Raw genomic sequence first — 16,620 nt, 5'->3', positions numbered from 1 at the left:
CCCCGGGGACACGACATATTGTCCCCGGCGGGGGCCAGGCATAATCGGAGGGGTTCAGACCTGCACCTTCCCTATGCGGACCATCTCGTATATCGCCCAGGCCACCGCGCGGCCGGTCCTCAGGCACTCGTCGAGGGTGTTCTCCACCCCGCCGACCTCGAGTACCAGCCCGCCCGGTGAGTACTGCTGGTTGAACCGCCCGGGTTTCGGGTAGATCCCCGCGGAGATCCCCGGATACCGCGTCTCGAGGGTCTTGAGGAGTTCCGTGGCGACCGCATGGTTTGACTTCCAGCCAGGGTTGTCGGTGCCGATCACCACCATCACCTTCGCCAGCCGTTCGCCCTTCACCTCGACGGTCGTCCGCTCCCTGGGCTGCGAATCGCGGTGCACGTCGAGCACCAGCCTGATCGTTGGGTATTCATTGAGGATGCCCCCCACGGTTGCCTCCGATTTGACGTAGGCGCCGAGCTTCCCCTCGTTGTCGTGCATCTCGAGCGAGTGAACCGAGCCAATGCCGTATACGGAGTCCAGCGCGACCGCTATTTCCTTCCCCACGCGCACGACGGTCAGCGACAGGTCGTCGGAGTGGGCGTCGTCGGGCCTCATCACGTTGGCCTCAGGGAGTTCCGGAAGGTACGATTCGCGCGCGTGCGTATGATATACGGCGACGAGCGGGGATTCCGGCAGCCAGGGAGCGGCACCGGCGGCCGGCATGTGGGTTATGACGGCAGTGTAAGGGAGGTCGCGGCCAGGTGGTCTTGCGCGAGCCTGTGCCCTGGATGCGTACACGTCCACATTGAGGTGGCGAATGACGGGTATGCCCGTTGCCAGCAGGTTGCCCGGTGTGCTCCCGCCGATGCCGAGAAGCCTGAACAGCATTTCCTGGATACCCCCACCGAACGGCAGTTCCTCCCCGGTTTCCTCCAGGAGGGCGGGCCAGGGAAGGCAGATTCGCAGCGACAGCCGGCATAGTCCCCGCGTCAACGCGTCGATCCACGTGCCGGCCGGAGACGGTCCCACCACCGGCGCGGCGGGCTGGGCCGCGGGGCGTGGCCTGGTGGAGACCATCACTCCCGCAGGGCGGGTATACCTCCACGGACCGGCCACCATAACCAGGGTCAGCATTATGCCCCCTACGTACAGGACTATCACCTTTCCGCTTCGGATAAGCCTCCTGCGCCATTTCAAACGCATTCGCACCGCCCCTTTGCCTCAGGGATCAATCCTATGCGCAATATGGCGGGTGAAATGCAAGAGCCCCTGACTATCTCAGGGGCTGCATTCATCTGAGCCGGGCGTACAGGCCGTCGTGGAGCCCGTCAGCGTATCTCAGTCGGCACTATGGAGTCGATCACACCAATTATCAACGATGCAAGCAGGGCTCCGAATACGGACACCCTCATCGTGGGCACGAAATACTGTGCGAGATATATCACCACGGCAGCCGTGACAAACCCGACAACCCCACGGCTCTGTGGGGATATCCTCTTCCCCAGGAGCGTCTCGGCGATATAGCCGAGCACGGCGATCACGACCGCAGCCAGCAGCGCGTTCAGGAGACCAAACAACCTGAAACCCGGGATGAGCCACTGCACGACTAGCAGCACGATCGCGGATACCACCAACCTGATAAGGAACCGGACCATCCTCGATTATCACCTCCAGACTGGAACCGGAGCATTACGGATGGTAGAATAACCGTGACGAGAGTGCAATATGCACGTACGGGTGCACGCATAGCCGGCAGCCGCGGACGCCCGGTTATCGCACGACTCTTGCATAACGAGCCGAGAGAGGTAGATGTCGAGGGAGACTGATCGCATGGCGCAGGAAAACGCCCCCGCCTGGAACCAGTTCCGGGTACTCGAGATGATAGACCCCGTCGAACTCATCCGGTTGACGAGAGACATGGTACGGATCCCCAGCCACCCGGATTACCCAGGGAAAGAGATCGAGGTCGCGCAATTCATTTGCGATTGGTTGAAGCGCGAAGGGCTTAGAGCGGAACTCCAGCCGGCATCGGGCGGCACACGGCCCAACGTAGTCGCGTGGCTGAAAGGGCAGGAAGGCGGCCGGAGCTCAGCGCCCGCCGGCCGTACGCTGATGCTCAATGGCCACATGGACACGGTGCCTCCCTACTCGATGGATATCGACCCGTTCGGCGGTGATGTGCGCGACGGCCGGCTCTACGGCAGGGGTTCTGTGGATATGAAGGGCGCACTTGCTGCGATGATGGTGGCCCTTGCCTCGATCAAGCGCTCGGGAGTCCCCCTTGGCGGGGACATCGTGTTTACGGCGGTCGTCGACGAAGAGCTGCGCGGCGAGGGCACTGAAGACGTTATCAAGCGCGGCACGCGGGCCGATGGAGCGATAGTAGGCGAACCTACGGAGCTCAATCTCGCCGCCGGTCACCGCGGCCTCGACTGGCTGGAGATCACCGTCCACGGCAGGGCGACCCACAGCGGGGAAATGGAGAAAGGCATAAACGCCATATCGAAAGCGGCAAAACTCATCCGCGCCATCGAGGAGGAGATCCTCCCGCGTTTCAAGACGAGGGGACACAGCCTGCTGGGTCTCCCGCGTCTGAATTTCGGTGTAATCCAGGGAGGAACGCAGCCCAGCACGGTTGCGGACGTTTGCCGGATCCAGATAGACCGCAGATCTACCCCCATCGAGACCAGCAAAACCATATTCGAGGACTTCCTCGAGGTGTTCAGTCGCCTGTCGGCCGACGATCCGGATTTCAGGGCCGAGATCTCCAGGCTACCCTCCAGCCAGGCGACGATGGATCACCTGGCTTTCGCCACGCCCCTCGAAGACCCCATCGTGAAATCGCTCTCGGATGCGGCCATGACCGTCCTCGGACACGAGCCTCCCGTTGTCGCATTTCCCGCCTGGTCAGACGGGGGGTTACTGGCGGTTCACGCGGGGATCCCAACGGTCGTATTTGGACCCGGGTCACTCGGGTGCGCTCATTCCAGGGTGGAGTGGGTCGAGGTGGACCAGCTGGTGGCGGCAGCCAGGATATACGCCGTCACGGCGTGCCGATTCTGCAGCCCGGCAGAGGCGCCCTGAGACGGCGGAATAACGAGGAGGTGGTGACACGGGACACATGGTTACTCGTACGGCATTGCTCCTGGGACCCATCGCAGGTGTCATGGAGTAAGAAAGGGGGTTATCGCTGTGTCCACTGGCAAGAAATGGTCGCTGAAGCTGCCGAATGCTCTGGCTATTCTATTCCTGGTGGTTTGCGTTGCAGTCGTCATGACCTGGGTTTTGCCGGCCGGACAGTTCGACAGGCAAAAGGACCCCAAGAGCGGCAGGATGCTGGCTGTGGCCGGCACCTATCACCTTGTCGAGCGCAACCCTGTATCGATCTGGGGGTTGTTCGTCAACACATTCAAAGGAATGATGGACGCCGCAGAGATCATATTCTTCGTGTTCATTATTGGCGGTGTGTTCCAGGTGCTCAAGGCCACTCAGGCCATAAACGTCGGAATTCTAGCCTTGCTGAGAGTGATGAAGGGCAGGGAGAAACTGATAATACCGCTGTTCATGGTCATTTTCTCCCTGGGTGGCGCGACGCTTGGCTGGGCCGAGGAAGGACTCATCTTCATCCCCGTTTTCGTTCCCCTGGCCCTGTCGCTCGGATGGGATTCGCTGACAGGGCTTGCGGTAGTCATGGCTGGCATGAACGCAGGGTTCTCGGGGGCCTTCACCAACCCGTTCACGATCGGAGTCGCTCATGGTATTGCCGGCCTGCCCCTTTTCTCGGGAATGCAGTTCAGGCTGGTGGTCTGGGTAGTGCTGACCGCCGTCTCCGCGTGGTGGGTCTATGGCTGGGCGAGGAAGGTTGAGAAGAACCCGGAGATCAGCCCGATGTACGAACTGGACAAACAGCGCACGGGGAAAGGATTCGACGTCGAGTCGATCCCCGGTATGAATTCGAGACACGTCCTGGTATTGTTGTGCTTCGCGGCGACGATGGCCACGTTCGTCTACGGCATCCTCAAGCTCGATTGGTACTTCACCGAGATGTCGGCGATATTCACCGCGCTCGCGATCGTGGGTGGTTACATAGGCGGCCTCACCACCGACCAGATCTGCGACGAGTTCATTTTCGGTTGCAAAGAGCTCCTCGGGGGTGCGCTCCTCGTCGGGGTCGGGCGAGCGGTCGCTGTGACGCTCACCCAGGGAAAGGTCATTGACACGGTAGTCTTCGGAATGGCGTCCATAGCCTACTACTTCCCAACGATTCTCAGAGGAACCGCACAGTACATCGCGCAGGCCGTGATCGAATTCTTCATCCCGTCCGGCAGCGGCCAGGCTGCGGCGACGATTCCCATCATGGCGCCGCTCGCCGATGTCACGGGCATCAGCCGCCAGACGGCGGTGCTGGCGTACCAGTTCGGGGACGGGTTCACCAACATATTCGAGCCCACTTCGGGGTATTTCATGGCCGGCCTGGCCCTCGCGGGAGTCCCATGGCCCAAATGGGTCAAGTTCTTCTATAAACTCCTGCTCATCTGGGTGGCGATCGCGGTCGTCGCCACGATCGTCGCTGTGGCGATTGGCTACTCCTGACCGGCATTCAGGAGGAGAATCCCTTGCTCGACACACTGATTGCCGGGGCGCAAGTCGTCGACCCCGTAGCCGGGGCGCTGGGTGTCAGAAACGTCGGCATCGAGGGGGGAGCCATCGCCTATGTGGGCGAGGGGGAGCCCACCAGCAAGAACCAGGTGAACGCCGGGGGGCTTACCCTTGTCCCCGGATTCGTGGACATTCACGCTCACGAAGACCCGTTTGACCACGCGCGAGGAGTCCTCTGGGACTCCTCGCGTCACTACGCGCTCATGGGTACGACGACGGCGGTCGGCGGTAACTGCGGGATCGGCAACGATGTGCCCTCTTTCCTGGCATGGGTGCGGGAGCACGGCGCCCCGTGTAACTACGGGATGCTCGCCCCGCACGGCACCCTGCGCGAGTTGGCGGGAGCGGGTGACCGCTACGGTCCCGCCGGCGCGGCTCAGGTCGAGGAAATCCGGCGGATGGTCGCCCGGGCCATGGAAGCCGGGGCGTTTGGCGTGTCGTTCGGCCTCGAGTATACCCCGGGAGCAACGACGCGGGAGATAACAGACGTGGCTCGGGTCGCATCCGATTACGGCGGGTCCCTGCTGGCGGCCCATTACCGGTACGACTGCGAGAAAGCGATCGAGGCGATAGTCGAACTCGTCGACGTCGGGCGCGAGACGGGGCTGCCTTTCCAGGTCTCTCACATAAACAGCTGCGCGGCGTTCGGCAACATGGCGGGAGCGCTCTCCGCGCTCGAGGCGGCGCGCGAAGCCGGGGTCGACGTCATGGCCGATTGTTATCCTTATGATGCGTTCTGCACCTTCATCGGCTCGGCGGCCCTCGACCCGGGGTGCCTCGAAAGGTGGGGGGTCGGATATGACTCGCTTCTCCTGGCGGGCGGGCCCTACGCGGGAACCAGATGCACTCCCGAAACGTTCGAGCATACGCGCTGCGCCTATCCGGACTCCCTGGTGGTAGCGTTCGTCATGCGCCAGGATGAAGTCATCAAGGCCCTGCGCCACCCGCTCGTCATGGTCGGCAGCGACGGCCTGATGCGGGACGGCATGGGACACCCCAGGACATCGGGCACGTTTCCCAGGGTACTAGGGAGATTCGTCAGGGATGGGTCACTGGATTTCCTGGACGCGCTCAGGAAGATGACCATCATCCCCGCCCGGCGTCTCGGCCTGGAGAACAAGGGTCGGGTGGCCGAAGGGGCGGACGCTGACCTGGTGCTGTTCGACCCCGGGACAGTGACCGACATGGCTACGTACGAGAACCCGGGGTTACCGCCGGCCGGAATCCAGATGGTGATGGTTCGTGGCGAGGTCGTGTGCCTCGACGGCCGGTTCACGGGCAAGACGCCCGGTCGGGCGGTCACGCCGGCATGACCTGCCCGTCCTCAGGCGTCGTAGAGCCGGTTTGTCCTTGCGCCTCCTCAGAAGCGCGTGGTAAAATGGTTTGGCGTGGGAGGTGAACGGAAGAGTGGCAAACATCAAGTCAGCGATCAAGCGGGCGAAGATCGCGGCCGAGAAGACGGCGAGGAACCGGTCCATAAAGCAGTCGGTGAAGACCGCCGTAAAGAAGTTCGAAGCGGCCGTCTCCGGCAAGGACGGCGGACAGTCCAAGGACGTGCTCGCTGAGGCTACGAGCATGCTCGACAGGGCGGTCACCAGGGGAGTAATCCACAAGAACGCCGCCTCCCGCAAGAAGTCGCGGCTCGCCAAGAAGCTTAACGTCAGGACCTCCCAGTAGGAAAACCGTAAGGGATAGCGTAAAGACTGCTTATACAAGCAGTCTTTTTGCGTTAGAGGGGAAGTCCGTTGAACTGGTCAGGGTGGACGTCGAGGCGTTTCGTCATCACAATCGCAACTGTGCTCGCAGCCGGGGCTGCGCTGGCAGGTACTACGGTCGCCGGCGAAATGAGCAGGCCGGCCGCTTCCACTCCGTGGAAGGTCGCCGTGGAACCCAGCCTCCTGTCGCTGCTCGAACCGGTAGCCGGCCTGGCCTTCAACTTCACACCCGCGGGGCAGGAGCAGGCCGAGCAGCTGCTCATCGATGGTCTTGCCGATGCCGCGCTCACGCTGCGTCCGGGGTCCTCACCCGGGATACTGCATGAGCCGGTTGCCACGGTGACGTGGGTCGCGGCTGCGCCGTTCCTCAGCGACGTCCACGAGATCAGCCTCGACGAGGCGCGTGGACTTCATCGCGGGACGCCGCGCCAGGACGGCGTGGTCGTCCTCGGCCCCAACGACAGGGTCGCCGGTATGCGTTGTCTCGCCGTAGGCGGGGTCAAACCCGGAGCGGACGAAATCGCCGGCGGAAGATACCCGTTCCAGGACCGCGTGTATATACTGACGAGAAGCCAGTCAATAGTCTCCGCGCTGTTGAACCGGGTCTTGCGACGCCCCGGCAGGGGCGTCGAGGCCGCGGCAGCAGTGCGCGACAAGGAGATCATTTCGAGGTTGAGTCCCACGGAGAAGACGGTCTCCCTCACAGTCGTGGGGGATATCATGCTGGCCCGCGGCGTGGCGAGCCTCATCCGCAAGCACGGCGCCGGTTATCCCATGTCGCTGGTTGGGCCGCTGATTTCAGCCTCGGACATCACGTTCGCGAACCTTGAATCCCCGATCGGGGTTACCGGGCAGCCGATTCCCGGGAAGATGATATGGTTCAGGGCCGAGCCGCAGGCAATCCAATCCCTGCTCGACGCCGGGATAGACGCCGTGACGCTCGCGAACAACCACACTCTGGATTACGACTCCGAGAACCTGCTCGAGACCATCCGGCTCCTTCGTGAGAACGGCATAGCGCACACCGGGGCCGGAGCCAGCATAATCGAGGCGCGAAAGCCGGCGGTCGTCGAGAGACACGGCGTCAAAGTGGCGTTCCTCGGGTACAGCGAATTCGCACACCCATCGCTGTACTGGAGCACGAAGTACCCGCGGACGCTCATGGCCACAGCCACCCTCGCCGGCACAACCCCGCTCGACCTGGCCATGATCGAGGAAGACATCGCCGCCGCGAGGAAATCGGCGGACCTGGTGGCCGTGGCCATCCACTGGGGACAGGAGTATACAAACTACCCGATCCCGTACTTCGGCCCGGACCTGAAGAAGATCGCGCGCCAGACGGTTGACCTCGGGGCCGACATGGTCTTCGGATTTCACCCGCACGCTATCCAGGGGATCGAGATATACAGGGGCAGGCCGATCGCATACAGCCTCGGCAACTTCGTGATGGACCAGAAGCGCCCTATAACCCGGGAAAGCATGATAATCACGCTCAACTTGGCAAGAGATGGCGTCAAATTCATCGACGTGATCCCCGCAATGATCGACGAAGGCAGGCCGCGCCCGCTATCCGGCGGCGAGGCCGCAGCCTTGATGGCCAAGATCCGCTCCATCTCCGCCGGCCTCGCGAAGTAGCGGCGGCAATCGGTTGCCAGTCCGAATTGGATTTCATTCAGCGGAGAGACTCAAATGTGAGATCGCATGCAGGTACCTGGCATGTACCCATCCCACTCATACTACAGCGAGAGGTGAATCCACATGAGGATACGGCTGATAGCGCCCGCCAACCTGAGAGGCGGGGCGCCGTCGAAGGTGGGCCTGTTTCCGCCCATGAGCCTGGCGGTGCTGGCTGCCTTGACGCCCGACCGGCACGAGGTCGAAGCCGTCGACGAGAGCGTGCAGGCGCATTCGTTTGAGCCGCTCCCCGACATCGCCGGCATAACCGCGATAACCTCGGTGGCGCCCCGGGCGTATGACCTCGCAGACCAGTACAGGCGCATGGGCGTCAAGGTGGTCATTGGAGGCATGCACGCTACAGCGCTTCCGGATGAGGCGGTCCAGCACGCGGACGCCGTGGTCGTAGGGGAAGCGGAGGGGTTGTGGGAACAGGTCCTGGAGGACGCCGAATCCGGCCGCTTGAAGCAGGTCTACCGCAACGGAGGGCTTCCTTCCCTGAAAGGTCTCCCCGCCCCGAGGTGGGACGTGTTCGACCGCCGGCGTTACCTCACCACGAGCCTCGTCCAGACATCCCGGGGGTGCCCCTACAACTGCTCGTTCTGCTCCGTCACGCGGTTCTTCGGCCGGACTTACCGCACGAGGCCGGTGGCGGAGGTTGTCGAGGAGGTGGCACGCTTCGGGCGGCGCCTGGTGCTATTCGTCGACGACAACATCGCGGGGAAACGCTCGCACGCCAGCGAGCTTTTCCGTGCGCTCAGACCCCTGCGCATCAGGTGGCTCGGCCAAAGCTCCCTCAACATAGCGGACGACCCCGAACTCCTCGATATGGCGCAGGACAGCGGGTGCAGCGGCCTGTTCATAGGATTCGAGTCGCTGGTATCCGGCAACCTCGAGAGGATCGGCAAGTCGATGATAAACAAGGCGGAACGATTCCTCGAGGCAGTGAAAAAGATACATTCCCGCGGGATATCCATCGAAGGGGCCTTCATATTCGGGCTGGACGGCGACGACGACTCAGTCTTCCAGCGGACCGTGGAGTTCGCCACCCGCGCCCGCCTGGCCCTGGCGCAATTCGGGATACTCACGCCGTTTCCCGGAACACCGTTGTTCGAGGACCTCGAGCGCAGCGGACGCATAATCGACCGCGACTGGGGGCGCTACACTATATCGAATGTGGTCTATACACCGCTCAACCTGTCCCCCGGTGTGCTGCAGAAGGGGTTTTTCGAGGCGTACCGGCGGTTCTACTCCCCCGCGTCGATAGCCAGGAGGCTCCTGCCGGCCTGGGGGCGGAAACCGGTACTGTTCCTCACGCTAAATCTGCACTTCGCGCGAATAGCAGCTAACCTGGGGCACCCGATCTGAAGCGAACGGGCTTCAGCGCGGGCCTCAGCGGGCGTTGCCGTACTCAGTACGGCCCTGGAGGCGCCGCGCTCCCTCGCCATGGCAATGGACTCCGCGATCAAGCGGTGCCCCAGTGAACGTACCCACAACCTGACAAACGGGCACGGCGAGCGGCCGCGCAGCGCAGGCTTCGCCCTCCGTTCAGAAACTCTCCTGCCCTGTGGCCACCGCGAGATATTTCGGGTACAGCCGGTGAAACACCGGCCCCGGCTGCCCCTGCCCCACAGGCGCGCCATTCAGCACGACTGCCGGCATGATCTCGGTGAGTGTCCCGGTGAACATGATCTCGCCCGCAGCCGCAAGGCGCTCCGCCGAGATCGACTCCTCTCTCGTGGGGACCCCGAGGGCCCGCGCGACATCCAGCACGTAAGTGCGGGTAACTCCCGCCAGGATGTAGTTGGTGAGCGGCGGGGTGATGAGGACTCCGGATTCGGCGATGAACACGTTGCTGTGAGTCCCTTCGGTGACGAACCCGTCCCTCAGGTACACGGCCTCGTACGCTCCGGCCCGTTCGGCCCTCAGCTTGGCCGTGATGTTCGGCAGAAGGTTTGTGGACTTGATGTAGCAGCGAGCCCACCTGTCGTCGGGGAGCGTGATGGCTTTAACGCCCTTGAACCTGACCTCGGGCGCGTAGCGCGCCGCCTCGCGAGCGGTCATGATCACGGTGGGAGCAAGACCGAACGGTATGACGTGCTTCCTCGGGGTGACACCCCTTGAGATCTGGATGTATATTGCGCAATCCTTCGCGTCATTCCGGCGGAGCAACTCGAGGGCATCCCGTTCCAGCGCGGAGACGTCCGGAAGGGTGAGCTCGATCTCCCTCGCGCTGACCGTAAGCCTCTCGAAGTGTTCCCTCAACGCGAACGGTTTGCCATCGTACACCCTTATTACCTCGTAAATCCCGTCGCCAAACTGGTAGCCGCGGTCCTCGATACCTATTTTCGCTTCACTATAAGGGATGAACTCCCCATTCAGGTAAACGACCATGTCATCCAACAAGACACCCCCAGATGTGCGGACACCCGCTTTTGCACTCCAGACGCCGTCGCGGCCCAAATGGTTTCAACCCAGCCGTCATCATATATATTACCTCCTCAGTCGTCTTGGACCAACAGCCAATCTCCAGGAACAAGCGTGCGACACCCGGCGTCTATCAGAATGAAAATCGCCGAGGAGTGATGATAGAAATGAGAAACCGCATCATTATGGCGGCCGTCGTGCTCGTAGCAGTATCCCTGGCAGTCGTGGCCGGCGGCTGCATCGGGAGGAAGCAGGAGCAGAAGACCCCTCAGGGGCCGCCCCAAACCGCGCCGGATCCCACCACGCCTCCGGCGAAGATACCGCAACCCTCGGCTGACACCACTGAAGTCGGGATCTACTTCATCAAGAGCGGGAATCCATTTGCGCTGGAGCAGGTCAAGAGGTCTGTCCCGAAAGGCGACGGGCGCACGGAGTCAATCGTCAAGGCGGCACTGGAGGCACTCATCGCGGGCCCAACCGCCGATGAGAAGTCCCGCGGATTGAACCCTTCGCTGCCGAAAAGCACGCGGGTTCTCTCAGTGAATGTCGAGAAATCCATGGCAACCGTGAACTTCAGTAAAGAGATCATAACGAAGGCGTCGGCCGAGGTGGGCGTGAGCTCGACCGGTGAGGCGCTGGCGCTGGACTCAGTAAAGAGGACTGTGTTCGGGTGTACCCAGCTGACGACCATCAAGCCGCTAATCGAGGGGAAGTCGAGCGGCCAGGTCGACGGCCGCCCGATTGAGGATTTCTGGGGGCACGTGGGCCTGCCGAAGCTCATCGAGCGCGACAAGTCCGACGGTACACCGCTCGCGCCAGGATCCGGCACAACCGGCGGCGCCGCGGTCCAGACGATCGGGAAACCGGCCGACGGGATGGCGGTCAAGTCCGTCCGCTGGTCTACAAACCCCACCCGCTTCAGGCTCGTTCTCGACCTCGAGAACACCGACGGCACGGCAGCCACCCAGTGCCCCGTCGTGAAGACCTCGCTCAGCGCGAGTTCGAGGGTGATCACGATCGACGTCAACGGGACACGCGCGGTGAACGACTCGAGGCTCAAGGCGGGGGCACCCTTGATGCTCGGGGCGGCGCCGGCCGTCAGTCTCACGCGCGTAGTCGACGAGGCGCGCGGCGATGACCAGATGGTCACGCTGGCACTTGCGCTGGACGTGAAGAAGACGTATACGTACAGGCTGTATTCGCTCACGAATCCGTTGAGGGTCGTTATCGACGTCTTTCCGAAGTAGGCTCCCTGTCCCGGCCGGCGGCGCTCCTGCCGAGGGTCTTGCACAGGCGGACGATGAGTGTGTCGAGGGCTCCCGACTCGTGGAGCAGCCCGGACTTGACGGCGACATCGGTATCGAGGATCGCTTCCAGGCAGGAGGCGATCCTCTCGTTTGTGAGCCTCCCCGCCTGTTTGCTGAACTTCCCGATCAGGAATTCCCTTATACCGGCCTCCCTGGCGGCCTCTCGCGCGCCCATGCCGCGACGAGTCAGGTGCTTGAACCGGTAGAGCGTCCGGAAGTGCCACGCGAGTGTCTGCATGATCCGTTGCAGGTCCTCGCCGGCCAGTTCGAGCGAGGCGGCAAGGGACACGGATGTCGAAGTGTCACCGTCCATGATCGAGTCGAGCAGGTCGAATACCCGCGCGTCGGAATGGCCGAAGCCCACCTCGTTGACGTGTGCGATGGTTATGGTGGGCTCATCGTGTGCGTAGGTGATTATCTTATCCACCTCGGTGTCGAGGAAGTCGGCGTCTCCCGACGACATCTCGCAGATCGCCCAGAGAGCCTCGGGCGTGATGGCCTTCCCGCCATCCTTCACCCGGGACCGCACCCATTCGACCACCGCGCTGCCACGGCCGGAGCAGTCGACAAGGCCCCCAGCCTCGTCGATGGACCTCACCGCGGCGGACTGCGGAGGCTTCTCGTCGAGGAGGAAAACCAGGATCGTCCAGTCCGCGGGGTCTTTCAGGTACGCCTGGAGCACCCCGTCGTCGGCGCCCTTTCGCAGGTACGGTGGGTCCGAAACGACGATGAGCTTCTTGCCGGAGCCGAACGGCGCCGACCTCGCCAACCCCACGACTTCCGCCGCGGACGTCTTCCCGTCCATGTTGCTGTAGTTCAGGTCCTCCCAGTCGCGGTCCACAACGCACCTGCGCAGCACTTCCACGACCCTCGCATGGAATGCCCTGCTTCCCCACAGGAGGTACGCGGGCGCCACGTCGCCCATTTCAATGCTCTTAATCGCGCGCACCGCGTCCATTGCATCCCTCCCCTACATGGTTCGCGAGCCCCGTACTCCTAGGATTCTTCGCGCGCGCCGGTTCCCCTCCGGCGGCGCCAGTCCGGTATTACCGCGGCGATAGATAACCAGTAAAGCATCAGGTGCTCATTGCCTTATCTAATGTGGCACTCATTAGACGCTGCTTGCATTCATAACGGCTGGTGCTATACTCACATTAGACCACACTACGACGGGGTGAACCCATTTGGACGCGCTGGACTCGAGGATCTTGAAGTTGCTCAGGGAAAACGCGAGGATGTCTTATTCGGAGATCGGCCGGAGGATCAACCTCACAATCCCGTCTGTGGCCGCGCGAGTGCGGAAAATGGAGGAGCGCGGATTAATCCGGGGTTACACCGTCAATATCGACCCCGGCAAGGCCTCAATGGGTCTTCTCGCCATTACCCTCGTCACGCTCGAGAGCCCGAGGTTCATCCCCCAGTTCACTTCCACCGTCATGTCCGCCCCCGAGGTGCTGGAATGCCATCACACCACGGGGGATAGCGATTACATGCTGAAGGTGGCGGTGGCGGATGTGGCCGCCCTCGAGAGGTTCCTGTCGGAGCTCCTGAAGGATATCGAAGGGGTCCGCACCACCCGGACTATGGTCGTGCTTTCGACCGTGAAGGACACGTTCGGCGTCGACCCCCCCGACGACTGCGCTCAGCCGGCCCAGCGCAAGGCGGCGGAAAACGTGGCAGGGGTGCGGTCATGATAGCGAACTTCATCAACGGATTCGGCCTCGGGGTGTCTGTCGCCGCGCCGGTGGGCCCCGTGACCATCGTAATATTGCGAACGGCCCTCGCGCAGGGGAACCTGTGCGCGATGGCGGTAGCCACGGGCGCCGTCACCGTCGACGCCGTATACCTCGGCCTCGCGATATGGGGTGCTTCCACCTTCGGCCTCCCGCCGATGGTCAGGGTGGTGGTAAGCCTGGTAGGTTCCGCGGTGCTGTTCCGCACCGCCCTGAACACGTACCGCGCGTCCTCGAATGCCGGGGAACTTCGCTCCGCCGTGGATTCCTCCGGCGCGTCGACGGCAATGCCGCGGCGGCTCCATCCACTCCTCGAGAGCTACGGAACCGGGCTACTGGTCACGTCGACTAACCCGGTCCCAGTTATGCTCTGGGCCTCGATAGGCACGGCCCTCGCAAGTACTCATGCATCCGTCCCGGACCTCACCGTGACGTACGCCGGAGTCCTGGCGGGCGTTTGGTCCTGGGCCACTTTCGCCGCGAACTTCTGGGCGTTCGTGAGAGGAAAGGTGTCGCCCCGCGCGCTGCGCGCCGTGAACCTCGTGTGCGCCGCGGTACTTCTTTTCTACTGCGTCAGAATGCTGCTCGGCGGCCTGTCAATCGCAACTGGCCGCGCATGAGTTCAGAAAACAACTCACCGACACGTCCCGCCCGTTGGTAAAAACGGTAACGGCTCCCCGGTGGTCCGTGCGCAGCACGGCGGCCCCGGTTGCCCGCAGCCTGGAGATAGCCCGGGTCCCCGGGAGGCCGTGATTGTTCGGGCCCACCTGCACTACCGCATACCTGGGACCGACCGCGGCGAGGAACTCCGCGGAGGACGAGCCGTTGCTCCCGTGGTGGCCCACCTTCAACACGCCGGCCCCGAGGTTATCGCCTCCGTCAATCAGTGAGCGCTCGACGCCTGCCCCCACGTCGCCCGTGAGAAGCACCCGTGTAGCCCCGTAAGTCATCCTGAGCACGATGGACCGGTCGTTCTCGGGGACATCCTCCTCCGCCTCTCCTCCGGCGTCCTGTCCCGCCGCGTCCGCCCCCGTTGTGCCGGACCCCCCGGGGTCGGAACTGGCGGCAGGAGGATGTAGAACCTCGAAAAGCACACCGCCGTCCACCCACGAGTACCCGGCCGCGGCCTCGGCGATAAGGCGCTGAGGAATCCCGGCTCGCACGGCCTGCTCGGCGCGGTGGGGGGGAACGATCACCCTGGGGCACTCGAGCCGCTCGAGTACCGCGGGCATTCCGCCGTAATGGTCGTCGTGGAGGTGGGTGATCATGGCGGCATTGAGCCTGCGAACGCCCAGCCACCTGAGCGCGGGCAACACCACCTTCTCGCCCGCCGACGGCCGGCCGGCCCGGGCGGGGCCTCCGGCGTCCACGAGCGTAACCCCTCCCCCGGGGCACCTGATCACGATGGCGTCGCCCTGACCCACGTCGAGAAACACCAGCTCCAGGCCGCGCGGGGGCGCGGTCTCTGCGGCGTGGACCAGGCTGAGCGCGAGCGCAGAGGCGATTACGGCGGCGGCGAGACGCGTGCGGCCGCAGCGGCAGGCGATTGTCTCAGGTGGGAATGCCCTCCACAGGAGGAACAGGACGGCGTAGTACGTGAGTGATGTGGCGGCGCGCGGCGGGCACACGTACCAGAATGCGCCGGGCATTCCCGCCGCAAGCGAAGTGATGGTCATCGCGAGATAGAGGATGAGCCTGTTGGGCAGGTTGACCAGGGTCCCGAAGGGAGTAACCAGGCACCCCGCAATCATGCCCGCCAACCCCAGCCCTGTCGCGTACCCGGTCAACGGGACGACGAGCGGGTTGACCGCCAGCGACACCAGGGAGATCTCCTGGAACTCCCGCGCCACGACCGGGAACACGGTGAGTTGCGCCGCCACGGTCACGGAGAGCGCCGAGGCAAGACCTGTCGGGAGGAACCCAAGGGCGGCCTGCACGCGTGTTGAGAAGACCATCAGCCCGACGGTGGCCCCGAAACTCAAATGGAACCCCGGGTCGAGCACGGACCCCGGCCACCACCCCACAACCGCGATGGCCGCCAGTGCCAGCGACGTCGGCGGGTCTGGTCTTCGTTGCAGGTAGGGCGCCACATTGGGAGGGACGGCCATGATCACTGCGCGCAGCACCGGGGGACGCATCCCCGTGAGCAGGCCGTAGAATGGAAGGGCCAGGAGCGCGAAGGCTGTTGAGGCACGCTTCGGGACGCGCAGCCGGCCCAGCAGGGTCGTGAGCGAGCGCAGCACGAACTGCACGTGAAGCCCGGAGACGGACAGTATGTGGTAGACTCCCGCGTGCCTGAAGTCCTCCTCAACCTCGTCAGGCATGGAGGACCGCGAGCCCAGCACAATGCCTTTGAGAAGCGACGCTTGCACCGGGGGTAGGCCGGCATCGGCGGCGGCCTCCATCCTGGCCCTGAGCCGCGACGCCACCCTCATCAGCGGGCTCCCGCGGCCACTGTCGATCACGTCCACACCACCCGGCCCGGCCAGGAGTTCGACGTGGACGCCCTGCGACCGGAGGTACGGCGCATAATCGAAGCCGCCCGGGTTCGACCTTCCACGCGGGCGCCGCGCCGTGCCGCAGACGCTGACCGCGTCCCCGTATACCGGCGGAGGCAGCCCCTCCCAGTCACCGGGCGCCAACCGGACCAGCAAGAGCCCGCGAGCAGCGACGGCGCGGGCTGCGGACGCGCCCGCCCGCTCGATGGCCATTTTGAACCTCAAGCCACCGCTCGACACCGTGGGTTCTTCAATTACCACGCCCTCGACGACCGAGTAGTCGCGGTCGAACAGGCCTGCGGTGTTGCCCGAACACGCACGCTCCCACGCCGCGTACCTGAGAAAGCCCGCGGCGATACATGCGGCGGCAGCCGCAACCAGGGCCACCTGTGGCGCGCGTGACGTGCGCGAGTGGGCTGATACCCATCTCCCCGCGGCGAATCTCGTTCCGCCACCCGCACCCGCCAGCAACACTGCAGCGCACATAGCTACCTGTGCGGCCGCGGCGGCGACCGGCCCGCCGCGCGCGGCGGTTGCGGCCGGCAAGGCCGCTGCGCCCCAGGCTCCGGCAACAAAAGAGAACGCCAGGATGCAGAGGACCCTTCGCACGTGTCCC

At 63.8% G+C, this 16,620-nt stretch carries 14 protein-coding genes; 9 read left to right on the top strand and 5 right to left on the bottom strand.

Features of this window, described 5'->3' with window-relative positions; genetic code table 11:
* Positions 1–54: 54 nt before the first annotated feature.
* The gene (locus HPY55_15710; GenBank protein NPV72052.1) at positions 55–1,194 is read right to left on the bottom strand and encodes a stage II sporulation protein P; all 1,140 of its coding nucleotides are present in this window, start codon (positions 1,192–1,194) and stop codon (positions 55–57) included.
* Between the two features lie 125 nt (positions 1,195–1,319).
* Entirely contained in the window at positions 1,320–1,646 is a 327-nt protein-coding gene (locus tag HPY55_15705; GenBank protein NPV72051.1) for a phage holin family protein, read from the bottom strand.
* A 175-nt stretch (positions 1,647–1,821) separates the two neighbouring features.
* Here HPY55_15705 and HPY55_15700 point away from each other — a divergent pair, with 175 nt between their 5' ends.
* The 6 genes from HPY55_15700 to HPY55_15675 all read left to right on the top strand — a co-directional run bounded on the left by HPY55_15700 (position 1,822) and on the right by HPY55_15675 (position 9,407).
* Positions 1,822–3,075 carry a M20 family metallopeptidase gene (locus HPY55_15700; GenBank protein NPV72050.1) on the top strand — a complete coding sequence of 418 codons (1,254 nt, stop codon included), beginning with the start codon at positions 1,822–1,824 and terminating at the stop codon, positions 3,073–3,075.
* 108 nt (positions 3,076–3,183) lie between these two features.
* Positions 3,184–4,584, top strand: coding sequence for a YfcC family protein (locus HPY55_15695; GenBank protein NPV72049.1), 1,401 nt, complete (start codon positions 3,184–3,186; stop codon positions 4,582–4,584).
* A 23-nt stretch (positions 4,585–4,607) separates the two neighbouring features.
* On the top strand, positions 4,608–5,963 hold the full coding sequence (locus tag HPY55_15690; GenBank protein NPV72048.1) for an amidohydrolase family protein: 1,356 nt from the start codon (positions 4,608–4,610) through the stop codon (positions 5,961–5,963).
* Positions 5,964–6,057: 94 nt separating this feature from the next.
* Positions 6,058–6,327 carry a 30S ribosomal protein S20 gene (gene rpsT / locus HPY55_15685; protein NPV72047.1) on the top strand — a complete coding sequence of 90 codons (270 nt, stop codon included), beginning with the start codon at positions 6,058–6,060 and terminating at the stop codon, positions 6,325–6,327.
* A gap of 68 nt (positions 6,328–6,395) precedes the next feature.
* Entirely contained in the window at positions 6,396–8,000 is a 1,605-nt protein-coding gene (locus tag HPY55_15680) for a hypothetical protein (protein ID NPV72046.1), read from the top strand.
* 123 nt (positions 8,001–8,123) lie between these two features.
* Positions 8,124–9,407, top strand: coding sequence for a B12-binding domain-containing radical SAM protein (locus HPY55_15675; protein ID NPV72045.1), 1,284 nt, complete (start codon positions 8,124–8,126; stop codon positions 9,405–9,407).
* 180 nt (positions 9,408–9,587) lie between these two features.
* On the opposite strand, the gene HPY55_15670 is transcribed toward HPY55_15675, so the two are convergent.
* Positions 9,588–10,442, bottom strand: coding sequence for a D-amino acid aminotransferase (locus HPY55_15670; protein NPV72044.1), 855 nt, complete (start codon positions 10,440–10,442; stop codon positions 9,588–9,590).
* A 191-nt stretch (positions 10,443–10,633) separates the two neighbouring features.
* Here HPY55_15670 and HPY55_15665 point away from each other — a divergent pair, with 191 nt between their 5' ends.
* Complete coding sequence (locus tag HPY55_15665) at positions 10,634–11,713, top strand: GerMN domain-containing protein (GenBank protein ID NPV72043.1); 1,080 nt, start codon at positions 10,634–10,636, stop codon at positions 11,711–11,713.
* On the opposite strand, the gene holA is transcribed toward HPY55_15665, so the two are convergent.
* Positions 11,691–12,731, bottom strand: coding sequence for a DNA polymerase III subunit delta (holA, locus tag HPY55_15660; GenBank protein ID NPV72042.1), 1,041 nt, complete (start codon positions 12,729–12,731; stop codon positions 11,691–11,693). The genes HPY55_15665 and holA overlap by 23 nt on opposite strands.
* A gap of 226 nt (positions 12,732–12,957) precedes the next feature.
* Between holA and HPY55_15655 the strand changes: the two genes are divergently transcribed.
* Both HPY55_15655 and HPY55_15650 read left to right on the top strand, forming a co-directional pair.
* Positions 12,958–13,467 (top strand): Lrp/AsnC family transcriptional regulator, encoded by a 510-nt coding sequence (locus HPY55_15655; GenBank protein ID NPV72041.1) that lies wholly within the window; start codon positions 12,958–12,960, stop codon positions 13,465–13,467.
* Entirely contained in the window at positions 13,464–14,126 is a 663-nt protein-coding gene (locus HPY55_15650; GenBank protein NPV72040.1) for a LysE family transporter, read from the top strand. The genes HPY55_15655 and HPY55_15650 overlap by 4 nt, the downstream gene beginning before the upstream one ends.
* On the opposite strand, the gene HPY55_15645 is transcribed toward HPY55_15650, so the two are convergent.
* A complete protein-coding gene (locus HPY55_15645) occupies positions 14,103–16,613 on the bottom strand; it encodes a ComEC/Rec2 family competence protein (protein ID NPV72039.1) in 2,511 nt (836 codons plus the stop codon). The genes HPY55_15650 and HPY55_15645 overlap by 24 nt on opposite strands.
* Between the last annotated feature and the right edge of the window lie 7 nt (positions 16,614–16,620).

It is taken from the genome of Bacillota bacterium, assembly GCA_013178305.1.
GTDB lineage: Bacteria > Bacillota > Sulfobacillia > JABLXB01 > JABLXB01 > JABLXB01.
This window is presented reverse-complemented; position numbering and strand designations above follow the sequence as displayed.

What these genes read in the sequence shown, in the direction of transcription:
- HPY55_15710 (NPV72052.1), bottom strand. Translation starts at nt 1,194, where the DNA reads ATGCGTTTGAAATGGCGCAGGAGGCTTATCCGAAGCGGAAAGGTGATA.
- HPY55_15705 (NPV72051.1), bottom strand. Translation starts at nt 1,646, where the DNA reads ATGGTCCGGTTCCTTATCAGGTTGGTGGTATCCGCGATCGTGCTGCTA.
- HPY55_15700 (NPV72050.1), top strand. Translation starts at nt 1,822, where the DNA reads ATGGCGCAGGAAAACGCCCCCGCCTGGAACCAGTTCCGGGTACTCGAG.
- HPY55_15675 (NPV72045.1), top strand. Translation starts at nt 8,124, where the DNA reads ATGAGGATACGGCTGATAGCGCCCGCCAACCTGAGAGGCGGGGCGCCG.
- HPY55_15665 (NPV72043.1), top strand. Translation starts at nt 10,634, where the DNA reads ATGAGAAACCGCATCATTATGGCGGCCGTCGTGCTCGTAGCAGTATCC.
- holA (NPV72042.1), bottom strand. Translation starts at nt 12,731, where the DNA reads ATGGACGCGGTGCGCGCGATTAAGAGCATTGAAATGGGCGACGTGGCG.
- HPY55_15650 (NPV72040.1), top strand. Translation starts at nt 13,464, where the DNA reads ATGATAGCGAACTTCATCAACGGATTCGGCCTCGGGGTGTCTGTCGCC.